This window comes from Novosphingobium profundi, from assembly GCF_018491765.1.
Classification (GTDB): Bacteria; Pseudomonadota; Alphaproteobacteria; order Sphingomonadales; family Sphingomonadaceae; genus Novosphingobium; species Novosphingobium profundi.
This window is the reverse complement of the sequence record NZ_JABWCU010000021.1, coordinates 22,599-41,688: the sequence shown is the minus strand read 5'-3', so window position 1 is coordinate 41,688 and position 19,090 is coordinate 22,599. Positions and strand designations below refer to the sequence as shown.

18 protein-coding genes are annotated in these 19,090 nt (G+C 69.1%); 4 read left to right on the top strand and 14 right to left on the bottom strand.

The window, feature by feature from the left end; translation table 11 throughout:
- Nucleotides 1-10 precede the first annotated feature (10 nt).
- Nucleotides 11-1,021 (top strand): alcohol dehydrogenase catalytic domain-containing protein, encoded by a 1,011-nt coding sequence (locus tag HT136_RS21455; protein WP_214201904.1) that lies wholly within the window; start codon nucleotides 11-13, stop codon nucleotides 1,019-1,021.
- On the opposite strand, the gene HT136_RS21450 is transcribed toward HT136_RS21455, so the two are convergent.
- The 8 genes from HT136_RS21450 to HT136_RS21415 form a co-directional block, all read right to left on the bottom strand.
- The gene (locus tag HT136_RS21450) at nucleotides 1,018-2,337 is read right to left on the bottom strand and encodes an MFS transporter (RefSeq protein ID WP_343222274.1); all 1,320 of its coding nucleotides are present in this window, start codon (nucleotides 2,335-2,337) and stop codon (nucleotides 1,018-1,020) included. The two genes, HT136_RS21455 and HT136_RS21450, sit on opposite strands and share 4 nt — an antisense overlap.
- On the bottom strand, nucleotides 2,334-2,897 hold the full coding sequence (locus tag HT136_RS21445) for a VOC family protein (RefSeq protein WP_214201903.1): 564 nt from the start codon (nucleotides 2,895-2,897) through the stop codon (nucleotides 2,334-2,336). Before HT136_RS21445 ends, HT136_RS21450 begins: the two co-directional genes overlap by 4 nt.
- A 19-nt stretch (nucleotides 2,898-2,916) precedes the next feature.
- Nucleotides 2,917-5,520 carry a TonB-dependent receptor gene (locus tag HT136_RS21440; protein ID WP_214201902.1) on the bottom strand — a complete coding sequence of 868 codons (2,604 nt, stop codon included), beginning with the start codon at nucleotides 5,518-5,520 and terminating at the stop codon, nucleotides 2,917-2,919.
- A 185-nt stretch (nucleotides 5,521-5,705) separates the two neighbouring features.
- Entirely contained in the window at nucleotides 5,706-6,650 is a 945-nt protein-coding gene (locus tag HT136_RS21435; RefSeq protein ID WP_214201901.1) for a helix-turn-helix domain-containing protein, read from the bottom strand.
- A 143-nt stretch (nucleotides 6,651-6,793) separates the two neighbouring features.
- The gene (locus HT136_RS21430; RefSeq protein ID WP_214201900.1) at nucleotides 6,794-7,468 is read right to left on the bottom strand and encodes a dihydrofolate reductase family protein; all 675 of its coding nucleotides are present in this window, start codon (nucleotides 7,466-7,468) and stop codon (nucleotides 6,794-6,796) included.
- 4 nt (nucleotides 7,469-7,472) lie between these two features.
- Entirely contained in the window at nucleotides 7,473-7,952 is a 480-nt protein-coding gene (locus HT136_RS21425) for a VOC family protein (RefSeq protein WP_214201899.1), read from the bottom strand.
- On the bottom strand, nucleotides 7,949-8,764 hold the full coding sequence (locus HT136_RS21420; RefSeq protein WP_214201898.1) for a VOC family protein: 816 nt from the start codon (nucleotides 8,762-8,764) through the stop codon (nucleotides 7,949-7,951). The genes HT136_RS21425 and HT136_RS21420 overlap by 4 nt, the downstream gene beginning before the upstream one ends.
- A 3-nt stretch (nucleotides 8,765-8,767) precedes the next feature.
- Nucleotides 8,768-9,139, bottom strand: a complete 372-nt coding sequence (locus HT136_RS21415) for a DUF1428 domain-containing protein (protein ID WP_214201897.1) — start codon at nucleotides 9,137-9,139, stop codon at nucleotides 8,768-8,770.
- 171 nt (nucleotides 9,140-9,310) lie between these two features.
- Here HT136_RS21415 and HT136_RS21410 point away from each other — a divergent pair, with 171 nt between their 5' ends.
- Entirely contained in the window at nucleotides 9,311-10,000 is a 690-nt protein-coding gene (locus HT136_RS21410; RefSeq protein ID WP_343222273.1) for a winged helix-turn-helix transcriptional regulator, read from the top strand.
- A 25-nt stretch (nucleotides 10,001-10,025) separates the two neighbouring features.
- Here the strand turns inward: HT136_RS21410 and HT136_RS21405 are convergent, their stop codons facing one another.
- The 5 genes from HT136_RS21405 to HT136_RS21385 form a co-directional block, all read right to left on the bottom strand.
- Nucleotides 10,026-11,402, bottom strand: coding sequence for a carbohydrate porin (locus HT136_RS21405; protein WP_214201896.1), 1,377 nt, complete (start codon nucleotides 11,400-11,402; stop codon nucleotides 10,026-10,028).
- A 188-nt stretch (nucleotides 11,403-11,590) separates the two neighbouring features.
- Complete coding sequence (locus HT136_RS21400) at nucleotides 11,591-12,466, bottom strand: NAD(P)-dependent oxidoreductase (RefSeq protein WP_214201895.1); 876 nt, start codon at nucleotides 12,464-12,466, stop codon at nucleotides 11,591-11,593.
- Nucleotides 12,467-12,488: 22 nt separating this feature from the next.
- A complete protein-coding gene (locus HT136_RS21395; RefSeq protein WP_214201894.1) occupies nucleotides 12,489-13,805 on the bottom strand; it encodes an MFS transporter in 1,317 nt (438 codons plus the stop codon).
- A 128-nt stretch (nucleotides 13,806-13,933) separates the two neighbouring features.
- Nucleotides 13,934-14,944, bottom strand: a complete 1,011-nt coding sequence (locus HT136_RS21390) for a transketolase family protein (protein WP_214201893.1) — start codon at nucleotides 14,942-14,944, stop codon at nucleotides 13,934-13,936.
- A gap of 29 nt (nucleotides 14,945-14,973) precedes the next feature.
- The gene (locus HT136_RS21385) at nucleotides 14,974-15,858 is read right to left on the bottom strand and encodes a transketolase (RefSeq protein WP_214201892.1); all 885 of its coding nucleotides are present in this window, start codon (nucleotides 15,856-15,858) and stop codon (nucleotides 14,974-14,976) included.
- A gap of 152 nt (nucleotides 15,859-16,010) precedes the next feature.
- Between HT136_RS21385 and HT136_RS21380 the strand changes: the two genes are divergently transcribed.
- Together HT136_RS21380 and pip are read left to right on the top strand one after the other, a co-directional pair.
- Complete coding sequence (locus HT136_RS21380) at nucleotides 16,011-16,883, top strand: LysR substrate-binding domain-containing protein (protein ID WP_214201891.1); 873 nt, start codon at nucleotides 16,011-16,013, stop codon at nucleotides 16,881-16,883.
- 54 nt (nucleotides 16,884-16,937) lie between these two features.
- A complete protein-coding gene (gene pip, locus HT136_RS21375) occupies nucleotides 16,938-17,879 on the top strand; it encodes a prolyl aminopeptidase (RefSeq protein ID WP_214201890.1) in 942 nt (313 codons plus the stop codon).
- A gap of 10 nt (nucleotides 17,880-17,889) precedes the next feature.
- On the opposite strand, the gene HT136_RS21370 is transcribed toward pip, so the two are convergent.
- A complete protein-coding gene (locus tag HT136_RS21370) occupies nucleotides 17,890-19,071 on the bottom strand; it encodes a GGDEF domain-containing protein (RefSeq protein ID WP_214201889.1) in 1,182 nt (393 codons plus the stop codon).
- Nucleotides 19,072-19,090: the final 19 nt, after the last annotated feature.

Below are 19,090 nucleotides of genomic sequence, written 5' to 3'. Positions count from 1 at the left end.
ACGTAGATCGATGAAAGCCGTCACCTTCCAGGGCCTCCACCAGCCGCTTGCGCTGGAGGATCTCGCCGATCCCGTGCCCGAGGCGGGCGAGGTCGTGGTGCGCGTCGCGCGCTGCGGGATCTGCGGTTCGGACCTGCACATGACCGAGGACGCGGCTTATGGCTGCCGCAAGGGCGACGTCCTGGGGCATGAATTCGCGGGCGAGGTGGTCGCGCTCGGGCGCGAGGTCGCGGGGCTGAAGAGCGGCGATCTCGTCTCGGTCGTGCCCTTGAAGAGCTGCGGGAACTGCGAGGCCTGCCGGCGCGGCGAAGTGGCCTGGTGCGCGCAGTTCAGCCTTCAGGGCGGGGGCTATGCGCAGTACGCGCGGGCACGGGTCAACCAGTGCGTGGTGCTGCCCGGCGATGTCTCGCTGGCCGACGGCGCGATCATCGAGCCGCTCGCGGTCGCGCTCCACGGCGTGGCGATGAGCGGATTGAAGGCGGGGGACCGGGTGCTCGTCCTCGGCGCAGGGCCGATCGGCCTTGCGGTGGCGTTCTGGGCCCGGCGGCACGGCGCGGCGGCGGTGGTGGTGCAGGACATCTTTCCCGACCAGCGCGACCGCGCACGGCAGATGGGCGCCAGCGCCTTCGTGGTCGAGCCGCAGGACCCGGTCGGCAGCGCCGAGCGGGCGCTCGGCGGCAAGGCCGACATCGTCTTCGAATGCGTCGGGCTGCCCGGCCTCATCGCGCAGGCCGTCGAGCAGGTGCGCGCACGCGGCACGATCCTGCTCCTCGGGCTGTGCACCCGGCCCGACACCTTCAACTCCTTCGCGATGCTGTCGAAGGAAGTGCGGCTGGTGACGAGCGCCTTCTTCACCCGTCCCGAATACGAAGCCGCGCTCGACGCGCTGGCGCGCGGCGCGCTCGAACCGCGCGCGCTGGTGAGCGAGACGATTGCGCTGGGCGCGACACCCGAGGTCTTCGAAAGCCTCAAGACGCGCGGCCACGGGCAGTGCAAGGTGCTGATCGCGCCCGGAGCCTAGGCCTTCGCGCGCGTTCGGCTCGCGACGATGCGCGGCGCGGTCTCGATCAGGCCGAGCGCGAGCAGGCAGGCGCCAAGTGCGAGCGCGGCCATGATCCACAAGGGGGCCGCCAGCCCGAAGCCATCCGCCGCCGCGCCCGCCAGCAGGGGGCCGAAGACACCGCCGAGAATCTCGCCGGTCCCCATCACCACCCCGGTCAAGGTGGCGGTCAGGCGCGGATCGACGCTTTCGGCGGGGACGGTCGCCATGAACAGCGGGAAGATGCCGTTGAGGCTCCATCCAAAGAAGAACAGCGCCCCCAACACGGGCAGGGGCCCCTCGAAATAGAGCGCGCCGAGCGGCAGCATCAGGCCGGCAAGCGCGGTGGCGACGAAAGTCGGGCGGCGGCCGATCGCATCGGAAATCGCGGGCACGAGGAAACTGCCGAGCCCGGCCGAGACGCCCAGCGTCGCCATCAGGCCGCTCATCGCGCCGGGCGTGAGCCCGCGCGCCTGCGTGAGGTAGAGCGGCATGAAGGCCCAGCAGATCACCAGATAGGAGACCAGCAGGATCGCGATCAGCGCGCAGAGCACGACATTGCGGTGGCGCAGCGCCTCGCCGAGCGTGGGCATCGGGCCGGGTGCTGGCGGCGCGGAGGGGGAGGTGCCCTGGGGTTCGTGGATTGCGCGTGGGGGTTCGCGCAAGGTGAACCAGATCAGCGCGGCCGAGACGATGCCGGGAAGAGCGGCCATGTAGAACCCCGTGCGCCAGCCCAGCGCCAGCGCGATCGGCACCAGCACCAGCGGGGCAAGCGCCGAGCCGAGCAGGTTCGAGCCCAGGTTCTGCGCCGCCCCCATCGCCATGCCGCGCTGTTTGGGGGCGACTTCGCTCACCACCATGGCGTGGCTGATCGGCATGACTCCGCCCTCGGCCGCGCCCATCAGCAGGCGTGCGCCCAGGAGCATGAGGAAGCTGTGCGCCACGCCCGAGACGAACGAACAGGCGCAGAAGCCCAGCGTCGCCACCACCAGCACGGGCTTGCGCGAGCCGAGCCGGTCGGAGATGCGCCCGACCACGAAGCCCGAGATCGCCCAGGTCAGCGAGAGCGCGGAGGAGAGCACGCCGACTTGCGTGTTGCTGAGGCCGAGGTCGGGCTGGACGAAGGGCATCAGGAAGTTGAGCGCGTTGCGGTCGAAGAAGAGGATGCCGAAGTTGAGGCTGAGCAGCAGCACCAGCCAGGTCTGGTAGCCTGCGCTTCGCCGCGCCGCCTCGCGTGCGTGGCCCGCCGAGGCGGGCGAGGGCGCGCGTTCCAGCGCCGGGGTATGGGCGCCGCTCACAGGAACGGCCTCACCTGGTCGCGCCCGTCCCAGTCCAGCGAGGCGCGCCACATCGCGGTGAAGTGCGCGTCCATCCCCGCGCTCACCGGGATCAGTTCAATGAAGCCGTCCTGCGCGCCGTTGCCGCCGTCGAGATAGATCACTTCGCCCCCGGTCGGCACTTCGGCGCGGAAGGCTTCGACGAAACCGCGCGCCCGGTAGGCCCGGGCGGCCTCGTCCACGTCGCGCGCGCCGACGCCGAAGTGGTGGAAGCCGTAGCCGCGCCGCGCGATCGCCTCGCGGTAGACCGAAGGGTGCTCGTCGAGCGGCTGGATCAGCTCGATCAGCATGTGCCCGGCAAAGCCCATCGCGAGGGCGATGTCCGCACGGCTTGGTGCTCCGCGATAGACCTGCCCCGGGCGCAGGAAGTGGTCGAGGCGGAAGAAGGGCCCCGCGCCGCAATCGGCGATCTGGCGTTCGATCGCGGCGGCAAGGTCCTCGACCACGAAGGCGGTCTGTACCACGCCGCCCACTGGCTGGCCGTAGCCCAGGCATTCGCGCGGCGGTGCGACCTGGCTCATGTGCGTGCCCGTCATCGCCTCAGAACTCGAAGCCGAGGCGCGCGTACCATTCGGCCGGGCGGTTGTAGGTGCCGTAGATCTGCCCGCCCGCGATCTGCGCCTGGCCGGTGACGAGGTAGCGCTGGTCGGTGAGGTTGGTGCCGCCCACGGTCAGGTTCCACTGTTTGCCGGGCGGGGTGTAGGTGACGCTGGCGTTGATGGTGTCGACGATCGGGCGCGCAAGCATGTAGGTGCCTTCGGTGTCGTTGCGCATCGAGGTGGTGTGGGTCCAGTCGGCCAGCGCGACGAGCGTGCCCTTGCCGAGCGGCACTTCGAGGCGGGGTGAGACGTTGAACTTCCAGTGCGGGGTCTTGGGCAGGTCCGCGCCCTTGTAGACGCCGGCCTGCAGCGCGCTCGGCGCGACCTGCGCCTGCGCCAAAACCTCGGTGTAGTAGGCGTCGAGATAGCCGACCGAGCCGGTCACCGTCAGCATCTGCACGGGGGCGGCAATGGCCTCGATCTCGAAGCCCTTGATCCGTGCCGTGCCCGCGTTCTGCACCACCGGGGAGAGCGCCTGCTGGAAATTGAGCTGGATGCCCTCGTAGCGCGTGGTGAAGGCGGCGGCGTTGAGCTGGAGCATGCGGTCGAACAGCGTCGACTTGACGCCGATTTCCCAGGTCTCCGCCTTCTCTTCGTTGAAGGTCGGCGCCTCGAGCAGGGGATTGGAGAGACGCGTGGTCCATCCGCCGGTCTTGTAGCCTTGCGCGAAGGAACCGTAGACCATCACGTCGTCGGTGGGGTGCAGGTCGACCCCGGCCTTGAACGAGAAATTGTCGAAGTCCTGCGCGCTCGGGTCCTCGGGGTAGTAGCGGAAGGGTTCGTCGGGGATCGGGAAGCCGAGCGCTTCGGCGCAGGCGGCGGACGGCGGGGTGCAGTTGAACAGCTTGTAGTTGAAGCCGTTCACGTCGGCCTGCGCGCCGTAGTAGTGCTTCTTCTCGGTGGTGTAGCGTGCGCCGAAGGTAAAGCCGATGAGATCGCTGAGGCGCCAGTCGACCTGGCCGTAGCCGGCATAGGCGTCGGTCTCCACCCGGCCGGGGCCATCGACCTGGAGCAGCCCGGCGGAGAAGGTCACGTAGTCGTGCAAGTCGCCCGCCTCGTTGAAGTAGTAGGCGCCCACGGCAAAGTGCAGGCTGTCGTCAAGCGCCGAGCCGGTCGCCTGCAGCTCCTGGCTGAACTGGTGCTGGTCGACCACGATCGAGGTGTGCAGGATCGGCAGAGGCGAATTGTCGAGGTCCATGCCCGCCGAGAAGTCCACCTTGCGGTAGGCGGTGATCGACTTCACCGTCACCGTGTCGGCAAGGTCGTACTGCAGGTCGAGCGCGAGGCCCGACTGCTTGAGGCGCGAGAAATTGTTGCCCGTCGCGTACGTCTCGTCGATGTTGGTGGTCACCCAGCGATCGTCGTAGGGCAGGAGGTCGTTGGTGGGATCGGCGTCGACGTTGCGGCTGGCGAGGCCGGCAAGCGTATTGTAGCCGTTCACGCTGTTGCGCGGCCCGCACAGGTTCTGCGCGTTGCGCGCGGCGATCTCGCTGGCGGTGGCGCCGATGCAGAAGTTGTAGAGCCCGGCGAAGAGGAAGCCCGAATTGCCCGTCGTCACGTCGAGCGCGGTGCCCGGCGCGTTGTTTTCGGCAAGCCCCGCGAAGGCGCCCGAATAGGGTGTGACCGCCAGCACCACGTTGGGCGTCGCCTCGGCATCGATGTTGGTGAAGTCGGCGGTCACCGTGGCGCGCAAGGGGCCGCCATCGTCCCACACCAGCTTGCCGCGCACGTTCCAGTTGTCGTCGCCGCCCTGCCGATCGCCGTTGATCTTGTAGCCCGCGGCGGGAAAGGCGGTGAAGGGATCGTTGGCGCCGGTGTCGCCCGGATAGGGCACGCGGCGCTGGTAGCCCTCGCGCTTGAGCACGCCGAAGGCGAGCGAGGAGGTCAGCGCCTCGCTGATCGGGATGTCGACGAGGCCGCGCACCTGGAAGCGGCGGTAGCTGCCGGTGGTGACGTCGCCCTTGACGCGGAAGTCGTGGCCGGGCGTCTGCGTGACGATCGAGATCGCGCCGCCGATCGTGTTGCGCCCGAACAGCGTGCCTTGCGGGCCTTTCAGGACTTCGATGCGCTCGACGTCGAGCAGGTCCTGGTTGGCGCCCACCGAACGGCCCAGGTACACCCCGTCGAGATAGACGCCGACGGCCGGGTCGATGTTGAAGGCGAAGTCGTTCGAGCCGATGCCGCGGATGGTGGCGCCGAGCACCGCGCTCGAGCCGGAGAAGGGCGTCGAGGCGTCGAGCGTCACGTTGGGGGTGATGCCCGAGAGCTGCGACACGTCGCCCACGCCGCGCTCCTGCAGCGCCTCGGAGCCGAAGGCGCTGATCGCGATCGGCACGTCCTGCACGTTTTCGGCGCGCTTCTGTGCGGTGACGATGATTTCCATGACGCCCGGATTGGCGCGCGGGCGCGCCTGCTGCGGCGCGGGGGCTGAGGCGGCGTCCGGGGCGGTATCGGGCGTATCGTCCTGGGCGAGCGCGGAGGTGGATGGAAACGGCGAGGCGAGCGCGCACGCCAGAGCGGCCATCGAAATACGATGCAGTTTCATGGCAATTCCCCCATTCGGCGGGGGGCTCCATGTCCCCTCGCTCGTTCTTGGCACGCCGGCTGTGATCGACCTCCGGCATGGTAGGGGAGGCTAGCGCGCCTTGGGGGCGATGACTTGGACGGGGACGCAGATTGATCAGGATGGGCGCGCAAGCGGGCGCCTGGTTCGAGCGCGCCCGCGCACCGTCAGGCCGAATTGCGCCACTGGCGCGGCGACATCGCGAACTTGCGCCGGAAGCAGCGCGAGAAATAGGCGCTGTCGTTGAAGCCGAGGTCGAAGGCGATGGCGGTGATCGTGGCGGCGGGGTCCGCCGTCATGCGGTCGGCCGCGCGTTGCAGGCGCGCATCGAGGATATAGGCCGAAGGCGTGGTGCCCATTGCCGCGAAGGCGTTCTGCACCGTGCGCGGCGAGGTGGAGAGCGCGGCCGCGATCGTACCGGTGCGCAAGTCGGGATCGTCGAGGTTGGCCTCGACGTGGTCGAGCAGCTGGCGTTGCAGCGAGAGCGAGGTGACGAGGCCCCCTTCGTGCCCTGCGGATTCGCGCAAGGCCATCGCGAGGAGGTCGTAGAAGACGTCGGCCACCCCGTTCGACCAGAAGGGGTCGCAGGGCATCGGCTGCGCGCTCGCGCCGCCCTGACGCCAGATCGAGTGGAGGTAGTCGATGAAGACGCGGCCGCTGGCGAGGCCCGAGGCGTGGATCTTGCGGGTGAGCACGCCGTCGAGCCCGGTGAAGCGTTCGAGCACCGGCGCGCGGGGAAACTCGATCACCAGCAGTTCGTGCTCGGCCAGCTCCATCTCGTAGCCGCGGTTGGCGCACGAGAGCACGAAGTCACCCGGCTGGAGCACGCATTCGACCGCGTCCTGGCGGTGGCGGCACGAACCGCGCGACTGGAGGTGGAGGATGATGTTGTCCGCCCCGTGGCCGCGCTCGCGCCGGCCGACGTGCGAGTGGCCGCCGGTGGGGCGGATCATGTGCAGGTCGCCCAGATTCCAGGTCTGCATGCGGCCGTGGAAGCTCTCGTCGGCGTTCACATAGGTGCCCGAGTAAATCCGTTCGGCCAGTTCGTTCCAGTACCTCAGCCGCTGGCTTTGCGGCAGAGTGGATGTCGCGAAAGTCTGGATTGCTTCCATCGCCAACCTTTCCTGTCCTCTCCAGCGCGGGCTTCGCTTTTGGTGCGAATGTCCCGCGTGCACCGTCGATGTCGCGGGTGCGCCCGGGAGGATCGGCGCTTGGGGCGCGGCTTGTCAAGCCTCGTCAGACTTGGGGCCGGCGCTTACCAGGTGCCCTCGCGCAGGCGCTGCTGGCGGACCATCTCGCGTTCGCTGGTCGCCGGGATCGGGCCTTCGGGCGGGTAGGGGGGAAGCGTGTGGCCGGGGGTGTAGGTCGCGATCACGGTGCCCTTGGCGGTCACCCGGTGGTCGATCATCTCGAGCCGCTGGACCGGGGTGCCCTCGCCGAACAGCCGCTTGCCCCGGCCGAGCGTGACGGGGAAGGTCATCACGATCAGCTCGTCGATGAGCCCTGCGGCAAGGAGGGCGGGGTAAAGCGTGCTCGAACCCTGGACGATGATGTCCGCGCCTTCCTGCGCCTTGATCCGGGCCACCTCGTCGATGCTCGCAAGCGCATGGCTGTTGGCCCATTCGAGCGGCGCGTCGCCGCGGGTCAGGACGTATTTGTTGGCGCGTTCGAAAGCCTCGGCCATCGGCGTGTTGTCGCCTTCGGCATAAGGCCAGTAGGCGGCGAAGATGTCGTAAGTGCGCCGGCCGAGGAGGAGATCGTAGTCGCCCGAGAACAGGTGGCCCAGCGTCTCGTCGATGCCCGGGTCCCAGATCCGGAACATCCAGCCGCCTTGTGCAAAGCCGCCCTGGGTGTCCTCGGTCGGGCCGCCGGGGGCCTGCATCACGCCGTCGAGCGAGAGGAACGCCGCGCCGGTGATCTTGCGCGCCATGGCCTCACTCCCCCTTGCGCGCCGCATCGATGCGCGCGACGTCGATCTTGCCCATCTCCATCATGGCGGCGAAGGCGCGCGTTGCTTCCTCGCCGCCTGCGGCCAGCGCCTCGCGCAGCGTGCGCGGGGTGATCTGCCAGCTGTAGCCCCACTTGTCCTTGCACCAGCCGCAGGCGCTTTCCTGCCCGCCGCCCGCCACGATGGCGTTCCAGTAGCGGTCGGTCTCGGCCTGGTCCTCGGTTTCGACCATGAAGCTCACGCTTTCGTTGGGCTTGAACAGGTCGCCGCCGTTGAGCCCGCTGAAGCTTTGGCCCAGCAGCGTGAATTCGACCGTGAGCGCATCGCCCGCTCGCCCGCTGGGATAGTCACAGGGCGCGCGGAACACCGCGCCCATCGCGCTGTCGGGGAAGGTCTGCGCATAGAAGCGCGCGGCCTCCTCGGCATCGCCGTCGAACCACAGGACGGTGGTCATCTTCCCGCTCATGCCGGCTCTCCCGCGCGGGGGCCAACGAGGCCGAAGCTCGCCCCTTCGGGATCGCGGCTATAGACGCAATATTCGCCGCCCGGGAGCATCTGCGGCGTGCCCAGCAGTGTCCCGCCGCCCGCCTCCACCGCCGCGCAGGCGCTCTCGATGTCCGCGACGCCCAGGAAATACTCCCAACGCGACCCTTCGCCCTCGGGCCGGGCCTGGCCGAGCGCGCCGATCGTGTCATCGCCGTGCTGGAGGAAAAGGTAGTCGCCCGCGGGCCCCATCGGCATCGCGCCGTTCTGGCCCCAGCCGAAAGTCTCGGTGTAGAAGGCGCGCGCCGCGGCCTGGTCGGTGCTCCACAGCTCGTTCCAGCGCACGTGCTGCGGCGCATCGGGCGACCACACGTCGCTGCGCGCCTCGGGCTTACCTTCGGGCGGGATCGGCGTCATCAGGTAGAGGAGGGCGCCCCAGGGATCGGCGACCATCGCAATGCGCCCGACCGGCAGGTCGAAGGCGGGCAGGTGAACCGCGCCGCCCGCCGCCACGAAGCGCGCCAGCGCGGCGTCGACGTCGGGCACGCCGACGTAGCCCATCCAGACCGGCTTTGCCCCGTGCTCGCGCATCTCGGGAGACATGCCGAGCACAGCGCCCGCGTTGCCGCCGTCGGCGCGCGCGATCATGTGGTAGGTGGCGCCCGAGGCCATGGCCGCGCCCTCGGGGGCAATGTTCCATCCCACGACGGCGTCGTAGAAGGCCTTGGCCCTGGCCGGATCGGCGCAGATCAGTTCGTACCAGATGAACGCGCCGGCCTGGTTTTCTGTCGCCATGGCTCAGGCCTTCCTGTCGAGGATGACGTCGAAGCCGCCGATGATCATGCGCTTGCCGTCGAACGGCATGGCGCTGCCGTCGGGCGGGCCGAATTCGGTTTCCATGCGCGGGTCGGCCATCATGGAGCCGTGCGCGGCGTCGGCAGTGGCCTTGTCGGGCCAGGTCATCCAGCTGAAGACGACCTTCTCGCCATCCTGGAGGTCGACGGCCTTGCGGAAATCGGTGACCTTGCCGTCCTTCACGTCGGCCTCCCAGGCCTCGATGTGGCCGGTGCAGCCATAGTCGCGCGCGATCGACCAGAATTTCTCGGCGACCTCGCGGTAGGCGTCCTGGTTGTCGGCGGGCACGGGAACGACGAATCCTTGCACGTACATGGCTCAGCTCTCCTCGTCTGGGGCTCTCCTGATGCGCGAATGGCCTGCCGGTGCGCGCGCGGCCGAGGCCGGATGCGTGCGGGTGCCGGGATGTCGCGACTCGGCCCTTGCCGTTTGTCTCATCTCTGGTTACTAAAAGCAACGATGTCGTTACTTAAAGAAACCAAAGATGTGCGCGCCGGACATGGCCGCTGGTACAACGACGCCTGCGGAACCGCCTTCGCGATGGAACTGCTCGGCGAACGCTGGTCGCTCCTCGTCGTGCGCGAGCTCATGCTGGGCGCGCGGCGCTTCTCGGACCTTCGCGCGAGCCTGCCCGGGATCAGCGCCAAGGTCCTGACCGAACGGCTCGAGGCGCTCGAGCGGGGCGGGGTGCTGGTGCGCCGGGTCCTGCCGCCACCGGGGCGGGTCCAGGTCTACGAGCTGACCGCCTGGGGCTACGCCGCCGAGCCGTTCATCCAGGAAGCGGGGCGCTGGGCCGCGCGCTCGCGCGCGCACGATCCCACGCTGCCGCTCTCGCCGGTCTCGCTCATGCTCTCGATGCGCACGATGGTCGATCCGGCCGGGCTGGCTGGGATCGCTGGAATCACGGGCCGGATCGGCTTCGTGATCGGCGAAGAGAGCGCGGGCGACTGCTTTGTCGCGACGCCCGCTCCGCAGGGCCTTCCCATCGTGCGCGGCGATGTGGCGGGGGCGGACGCCGTGTTTCGCGCACCGCGCGCCGCCGCTCTCGCCGCCGGGTTCTACGCCGGGATCGCCTGGGACGAGCTCGAGCGTGAGGCGGGCGTTACGATCACCGGTGAGCGCGCTCTGGCGCTGCGCTACGCGGCGCTGTTCCGCCTGCCCGAACCTCTGGCCTGAAAGTCTCCACCGGGCGCTGACGGTTTCAGAAGGTCGCGAAAAGCCCGGTTCCCGCGACGAGGACGTTGTCGGCCGAACTGCGCCCGCCCGGGTTGATGTACCACTGCAGGTTCGGGCGCAGGCTGAGGCCGGGCATGACCGCGATCGCATAGTTCGCCTCGATCGCGTATTCATTGCGCTGGGGCTGGAGATCCTCGCCCAGCGCGGCGTTGGTGGCGAGTTCGAGGTCGCGCAAGTTGCGGTTCACGCGCGAGCGGCCGATGGCCAGTCCGATCTCGTCCTTCGGGCGCCCGGGAAGGAGGCCCGAATAGGTGACCCCGGCGGTGATCACGTTGACCAGCTTGTTGGTGCGGTGGTCCGCGCCCACGTAGTTGAAGAAGGCGTTGAGCCCGCCGGCCCCGTCGGCGTCGGGCGCGAGGATCTGCTGCTGGGCAACCGCGTAGATGCTGGCCCGGCCGCGTTCGCGGGCAAGCGGCTTGCCGGTCAGCTCGGCAAATCCGCCGTCGGCGTCGTAGACGAGGTTGTCGCTCTTCGAGGTGTCGAAGAAGACGCCCAGCTTGTAGACGCCGGGGCGCTTGGGATCGCCGCCGAGATGGACCTGGAAGCCGCGCTCGACCGCGACGAAGGCGCCCTTGCCGCCCGAAAAGCCCATGTAGAAGCCCTTGTTGTCGGGAAAGACGTTGTCGTTGCGCTGGTAGATGCCGGCCATCGTGTAGCCCAGCTTGTCCTTCACTTTCACCCGGCCGCCCCAGGTGGTGACGGGGAAGTTGTACCAGTAGTTGAAGCTGGTGTGGCCGGGCACGACGCCGCAGAAGTAGAGGCTCTGGAAGTGGCAGGTGGTCGAGCCGAAGTCCTCGCCCATCGAGACCTTGCCCAGCTTGATCTCGGCGGGCCCCACGTCCTGCTGGTACCACAGCCCCGCAAGGCGCCAGATCTCGCCCGCGCCATAGACCCCTTGCGGGTATTGCAGGAGGCCCAGGTCATTGGTGTCGTTGATGTTCTGGCCGTGGCGGTTGGTGACGCCGACGTGGAAGGTGCCGCCCTTGAGACCTGCGATCGTGCCCATGTCGAAATCGAGGCTGGCGCCGAGCTGCCCGGCGTAGCGCGCGGTCTTGTTCGAGCCCTGGTTCAGGTTGGCGGCGGCAAAGCCGATGTAGCTGACCTTGGGGGTGATGCCGATGTCCTCGAGGCCGGTGCGGATGCCCGCCCAGTCGCCAAGCAGGTGCGGATCGGTCGTGGCGGGCGCAGGCTTGGGGAGCGAAGCGGGCTCGGGCGGTAGGGATTCTCGGGCAGCCGGGGCGGGCTGGACTTGCGTGGAGCGGGGCGAATGGGTCTGGTCGGCGCGGGCCATCGTGACGATCTCGCTCGTCGGCGTGGCGGGGGGAAGGGTGGCTGCGGGCATCTTTCGGAGGTCCTCTCGGGTGGGCGCAGCGGGCCATCCGTCCGGCGCGCCCCCCTTCGCGAGAGGCACGCGCCGGACGGCGTGCCGGTTCGTCCGGCCGCTCGTCTGCTGGTGTGGGGATGGAAGCGGGGTCGGGGCCCCGCCCGGCTTGGCTCAGCTCGGCTCTGCTCTGCTCTGCTCGGCTCGGCTCAGTTTCCGTTGAGCAGGTGGTAGGCGCGGATGACCTGGCTGTCGTCGGCCAGGCCCTCGCCGCGCCCGGAGGTGCTGAGGAAGAACTGGTGCGCGGTTGCCGCGAGCGGCAAAGCGGCCTTGGCGCCCCGGCCGGCTTCGAGCACGAGGCCGAGGTCCTTGACGAAGATGTCGATCGCGCTCGTCACTTCGGGTTCGGCCTCGAGCATGCGCGGGCCGCGGTCGTTGAGCATCCAGCTCGAGGCGGCCGAGCCGCCCAGGATCTCGAGCGCGAGCGCGGGATCGACGCCGACTTTCGTCGCCAGCGCCAGCGCCTCGGCGGCGGCTGCGATGTGGACGCCGCACAGGAGCTGGTTGACGACCTTGATCGCCGCGCCCTGTCCCGCCTCCTGGCCGACATGGAAGAGCTTGCCGCCCACGCCCTCGAGCACCGGCAGGAGCTCGGCATAGAGCGCGTCGGAGCAGGCGACCATCATCGAGAGCGTGCCCGCCTTCGCGCCCGCCGTGCCGCCCGAGACGGGCGCATCGACGAAGCGGCGTCCCTTGGCCTCGACTTCGGCGGCGATCGCGGCGACCTCGATGGGGGGGCAGGTGGCGGTGAGGAGCACCACGCCGCCACTCGGCAGGGCCTCGAGCGCGCCGCCGTCGAACAGCACGGCACGGGCCTGCGCGGCGTTGACCACCATCAGCATCAGCACGTCGGCCTCGCTGGCGGCGGCCGCCGCGCTGGTCGTCGAGGATCCCCCGGCCGCGACCAGCGCCTGCATCGGCTCGGTGCGCAAGTCGAAACCGGTGACGGCATGGCCGGTCTTGAGGAGGTTGAGGGCCATCGGCATGCCCATGGCGCCAAGACCGATGAAGGCGACTTTGCTCATGTTGTTCTTTCCTGCGGGAGTTTCAGCGGTTGACCTGGCGGGCGGGGATCAGCAGCACGAGCGCCACGCCGATCAGTTCGACCGCGGTGATGGTGTAGAGCCCGGCGGGCAGCGACTTGGTGACTTCGACGATCCAGCCGATCACGAAGGGCGAGGCGAAGCCCGCGACGTTGCCGATGGCGTTGATCGCGCCGATCCCCGCCGCGGCCCAGACGCCGCCCAGGAACGCGGGCGGGATCGACCAGAACTGCGCGGTCGAGGTAAGCAGGCCCGCCGTCGCGAACGAGAGCACCAGCACCGAGAGCGGCAGGTTGCCGATGGCGAGCGGGGAGAGCGCGAGCGCCAGCGCGCCCAGGCCCATCGGGAACATCAGGTGGAAGCGGCGCTCGCGGCGCAAGTCCGCGCTGCGGGCGAGGACCAGGATCAGCACCACCGCGAAGACGAAGGGAATGGTGGTGACAAGGCCGTTCTCGAGCGGATCGGTGACCCCGGCGGCCTCGACCATGGTCGGCAGCCAGAACGAGATCGCATATTGCCCCATGACGATGCAGAAATAGAGCAGGCTAAGCAGCCACAGCCGCTTGTCGGCGAGGAACTGGCGGATCGACATGTGCTGCGTGGTCGCCTGGTTGTCGGCCGCGAGGTCCTGCGCGATCATCCGCTTGTCGTCCTCGGAGAGCCAGTCGACGTCGGCGGGGCGGTTGGGCAGGAGCCAGAAGGTGGCGATGCCGGCGAGCAGCGCGGGAACGGCCTCGAGCACGAAGAGCCAGCGCCAGCCGCTCCAGCCCGACGAACCGTGGAAGGCGTCCATGATCCAGCCCGAGATCGGCGCGCCCAGCACGCCCGAGATCGGGATGGCGATGAAGAAGATCGACATCGCGCGCGAACGACGGGCCGAGGGGAACCAGTAGGTCACGTATAGCAGCACGCCCGGCGCGAAACCGGCCTCGGCGACGCCGAGCAGGAAGCGCAGGATGTAGAAGTGCATCGGCGTCTGCGCGAAGGCGAACAGCCCCGAGATGATCCCCCAGGTGATCATGATCCGCGCGATCCACAGGCGCGCGCCGACTTTGTGCATGATGAGGTTGCTGGGCACTTCGAACAGCGCGTAGCCGATGAAGAAGATGCCCGCGCCCAACCCGTAGATATAGTCGCTCAGGCCCAGTTCGCCGGCCATCTGCAGCTTGGCGAAGCCCACGTTGACCCGGTCGAGGTAGGCCGCGAAGAAGCAGAAGAAGAGGAAGGGCATGAGCCGCCAGGTGACCCTGGAATAGACCTTCTCGCGGCGTGCGTCGCTGGCTGGGGTCAGGTCCCGAGGCATCTCGGTTGCGAAGTTCAAGTCATCTCTCCTCTTATGTTCTTATGGGTATTCGGCAATGCGGCAGCGTGCGGAAGGGGGAGGGTGGAAACGCCCCGCGCCGATCCGGGAGGAGCTTGCGCGGGACGTTTCCGTGGGAGGCTGGCCGCTCAGGCGTCCAGCCAGTCGAGAGTGCGCGCGACGACCTGTTCGGTCGAGATGCCGTAACGATCGTGCAGGGTGGGAAGTGCCCCGGCGTCGAGAAAACGGTCGGGAAGACCGATCTGGCGGAAGCCCGAGGGCACCGTTCCCGAACCCAGCAGCGAGGCCGCGACCGCTTCGCCAAGGCCCCCGATCACCGAGTGGTTCTCGGCGACGACGACGAGGCGTCCGGGCTTGGCGGCCACCGCCGCGCGGATCGTGGCCTCGTCGAGCGGCTTGATCGTCGGGCAGTGGAGCACGGCGGCCTCGACCTTGTCGGCGCGCAGCGCGTCGGCCGCCTCGAGCGCGCGCATCGTCATCAGCCCGGAGGAGATGAACAGCACGTCTGCGCCCTCGCGCAGCATCTTCGCCTTGCCCAGCTCGAAGGTGTAGTCGTACTCGTCGAGCACGGCGGGTACCTTGCCGCGCAGGAGGCGCATGTAGACCGGGCCCTTGTGGTCCGAGATCGGCTGCACCGCCTGCTGGATGTCGATGGCGTCGCACGGGTCGACGATGGTCAGCTCGGGCATTCCGCGCAGGATCGCGATGTCCTCGCTCGCCTGGTGCGACGGGCCGTAGCCGGTGGTGAGGCCGGGCAGCGCGCAGGCGACCTTCACGTCGAGCCCTTCCTCGGCGATCGCCAGGCACAGGAAATCGTAGGCGCGGCGCGTGGCGAAGACGGCGTACGTCGTCAGCCAGGGCTGGAAGCCCTCGCGCGCCATGCCGGCGCCCGCCATCATCAGCAACTGCTCGGCCATGCCCATCTGGTAGAACCGGTCGGGATGGGCCTCGCGGAAGATGTGCAGGTCGGTGTACTTGGCAAGGTCGGCGCTCATGCCGACGATCTCGGGCTTCTTCGCGGCCAGCTCGGCGAGCGCGTGGCCGAACGGGGCGGAGATGGTGCGCTGGCCCTCGGCGGCGATCGAGGCGATCATCGCCGAAGTCTTGAGGCGCGGCTTGGCGGGGGTCTCAACGGACATGCGAAAGTGTCTTTCCGGTAAAAGAGGGATCAGGCGGCCGCGGCGGCGAAGCCGGTGTCGAGCACTTCGATCGCCTTGTCCCATTCGTCCTCGTCGACGCGGATGAAGTGGGTCTTCTCGCGGGTCTCGAGGAAAGGCACGCCCTGGCCCATGAGGGTCTGGGCGACGATCACGCGCGGGCGCGGATCGTCGAGTTCGCGCGCAGTGTCGAAGGCGGCGACGAGCGCCTCCATGTCGTTTCCGTCGACGAACTGCGCGTGCCAGCCGAAGGCCTCGAACTTGGCGGCGATGTCGCCCATGCCCAGCACCTGGGTGGAGGGGCCATCGGCCTGCTGGTTGTTGAAGTCTACCACCGCGATGAGATTGTCGAGCTTCCAGTGCGCGGCCGAGGCGGCGGCTTCCCAGGTCGAGCCTTCGCCCAGCTCGCCGTCCGAGAGCAGGTTATAGACGAACTGCCCGGTGCCCTTGCGCTTGAGGCCGAGCCCCATGCCCACCGCGATGCCCAGGCCCTGGCCGAGCGAGCCACCCGAAATCTCCATGCCCGGCGTGTACGAGGCCATGCCCGACATCGGCAGGCGGCTGTCGTCCGAACCGTAAGTCTCCAGTTCCTCGAGCGGGATCACCCCGGCCTCGATCAGCGCAGCGTAGAGCGCAATGGCGTAGTGCCCGATCGAGAGCAGGAAACGGTCGCGGCCTTCCCATTCGGGCTCGGCGGGGCGCAGGTTCAGCGCGCGGAAATAGGCGACCGCCAGCACGTCGGCGATGCCGAGCGCCTGGCCGACGTAGCCCTGGCCCTGCACCTGGCCCATCTTCAGCGCGTGGCGACGGATGTGGTAGGCGCGGCGCGAAAGCTCGGCGAGCGGCATGTTGGTGTCGGATGCCGTCGGCGTCGACGGACTTGCAGAAAGCGACATGGTCTCTCCTCGCGACGCGCCGGGAAACCGCAGGCCTTGGCTGGCGATCCTCTCTGCGCGTCAGGTTCACTGATCTCGTGCCGCTTCTATCAAGTGTGATTGCGTTGGTGACAAATGACGCTTTCACACTATATCATGAATCAGATTCACTCATGGCCATCGCGTTACAACCTCTCAGCGTCTTCGAAGCCGCCGCCCGCCACGGATCGTTCCGCATGGCCGCGGACGAGCTCGGCCTGACCCCGAGCGCGGTCAGCCACGCCATCACCAAGCTCGAGAACAGCCTGGGTACCCGCCTGTTCGACCGGGGCACGCGGCAGGTGCGCCTCAACGCCGACGGCGAGGCGCTCTACGGCCACGTCGCGCAGGGCTTCGTCGAAATCCGGCGCGGGCTGGAAGAAGTCTCGGCGCGGCGCGCGCGGTTCCTGCGCCTTCACGCCGCGCCCAGCTTCGCCGCATTGTGGCTGACCCCGCGCTTGCCCGGCTTCCTGGCCAGCCATCCGGGCATGGACATCCGCATCACCGCGAGCACCGACTATTCGCGCTTCGCCGCCGACGAGGTGGACGCCGACATCGTCAACGGCCCCCCGCTCGCCGGTCCGGTCAAGGCGGTGCCACTGGGCGAAGAGACGGTGACCGTGCTGTGCACGCCCGAACTGGCGAAGCGGGTCACCTGTCCCGAGGACGTGCTGGGCCTGCCGATCATCAATGGCGATCGCAACCGGGTGACCTGGGCGCGCTGGTGCGCGGCCTGTGGGATCCCCCCGCCCGCAAGCTACGCGATGCGTTTCGACCGCAGCTTCATGGTTATCGCCACGGCGGCGAACGGTTTGGGGGTGGCGCTCGAATCGACGCGGCTCGCCCAGCGCGAAATCGCCGAGGGGCGGCTGGTCACGCCGCTGCCCGAGGCGGCGATCCGCGAGACGCTCCACTCGCTGGTCTACCCGCTGATCCACGCCGAACGCCCGATCATCCGTGCCTTCGAGGCCTGGCTCGACGAGGAACTGGCCAGCGAGGGGGCCTAGTGCGTCGTGGCAGGGGCGCTGGCCCCCGCTCGCGCCAGCGGCTATGAGGCGACCATGCGCACGCTCTATCCCCCGATCGAACCTTACGCCCGTGGCCATCTCGAGGTCGGCGAGGGCCACCAGGTCTACTGGGAGCGGGTGGGCACGCCCGGCGCGAAGCCCGCGGTGTTCCTCCACGGCGGGCCGGGCGGTGGCATCTCGCCCGAGCATCGCCGCCTGTTCGACCCCGCGCGCTACGACGTCCTGCTGTTCGACCAGCGCGGCTGCGGGCGTTCGACCCCGCACGCCCGGCTCGAGGGCAACACCACCTGGCACCTTGTCGAGGACATCGAGCGCCTGCGCGCGATGACGGGCGCCGAGCGCTGGCTGGTGTTCGGCGGGAGCTGGGGATCGACGCTCGCGCTCGCCTATGCGCAGGCCCATGCGCACCGGGTGAGCGAACTGGTGCTGCGCGGCATCTTCACCATCCGCAAGAGCGAGATCGACTGGTACTACCAGCACGGCGCCAGCCGCATCTATCCCGACAAGTGGGAGCGCTTCCTCGCGCCGATCCCGCCCGAGTCGCGCGGCGACCTGGTGGCGGCCTACCGTGCGATCCTGACCGGAGAGGACCACGCCGCGCGCCTCGCCGCCGCGCGCGCCTGGAGCGTGTGGGAGGGCGAGACGATCCGCCTGCTGCCCGACCCGGCGCTTTCGGCAACCCACGATGGCGACGATTTCGCGCTCGCCTTCGCGCGGATCGAGAACCACTATTTCGTCCACAACGGCTGGCTCGAAGAGGGCCAGTTGCTGCGCGAGGCGCACCGTCTGGCCGAGATCCCCGGGGTCATCGTCCAGGGGCGCTACGACATGGCCTGCCCGGCCGAGACTGCCTGGGCGCTCCACCGCGCCTGGCCGCAGGCGCGCTTCGAGATGATCGAGGGCGCGGGCCACGCCTACAACGAGCCGGGCATCCTCGACGCGCTCGTGCGCGCGACCGACGCTTTCGCGCGGTAGACCGGGACGTTCAGGCGCTGCGCACGGCGCGCAAGCGGCCGGGGCTGGCGGCCATGACGCGGTTGCGACCCTCGGATTTGGCCCGGTAGAGCGCCGCGTCGGCGGCCGAGAGCAGCGCGGCAAGCTCGGCGCCGTCCGCGCCCAGCTCGGCAAGTCCGACGCTGACGGTGGCGGCCAAGTCGGGACCGGCCTCGCGCGCGCGCACCGCCTCGGCGAACCCGCTGACCACGTCCTGCGCCAGGGCGGCGGCCTCGACTTCGTCGGTGCAGGGCAGGAGCGCGGCGAATTCCTCGCCGCCCAGCCGCGCCAGCAGGGCCCTGTCGCCGATCCGCGCCTGAGCAACGCGCGCGAACACCTTCAACACCTCATCGCCGGTCGCATGGCCGAAGCGGTCGTTGATCGCCTTGAAATGGTCGAGGTCGAAGGCGAGCAGGAAGACGCGGGCACCGGCCGGATTGGCGCGGATCGTGCGTTCGCCCTGCTCGAAGAAGCAGCGCCGGTTGCCGAGCTTGGTGAGATAGTCGCTATACGTGCCGGCGAGAAGCTCTCCATGGGTCTCCTCGCGCAACAGGGCGAGCAGACCCATCGGCAGGCCGACCGAATAGAGCACCCCTTCGTACATCGTGAGGTTGCTGGAAAGGGGAAGCAGCGCAGACCCGAAGCGCTCGACCAGCACCGGCAGGAGAAGGGCCCGGCCCGCGTAGAACAGCGCGTGCACCAGCACGAAGGCGAGCGCGATGCGCCGGCTGCGCAGTCCGCGCAAGGCCGCGTTGCACGCGATTTCCCGGGCGGTCAGGGCGCTGACGAATGCGATCGGGAGCGCGCTCAGGTAGTTCCATAGCAGGACCTGCCTGCCCGGTCCGGCGAGGATCCAGGCTCCCGCGACGAGGGCGTAGACGGCGAGCGCGGTCGCACGCCGGTCGCGTCCGCCCAGCCGCGCCGCGCCCTGGAGCAGGAGGAGATAGCCCCCGATCATCACCAGGTTCGCGAGTGGCGCGCCAAAGTTGCCGGGCAGCCGGGTGCGCGCGAGCGCGAACACGCAGCCCGCCGCCAGCGTGGCATAACCGGCGGCGAACAGGCGCAGCTCGCGGCTGCGCTGCGGACGGGCGTGTCGCTCCGACAGCGTCATAGCGGCGCTCAGGAGCAGGGTGCCGATGGCAAGGAAGTAGAGGGTGTAGAGATCGACCTGCATGGGGGCTACCGAGAATTCC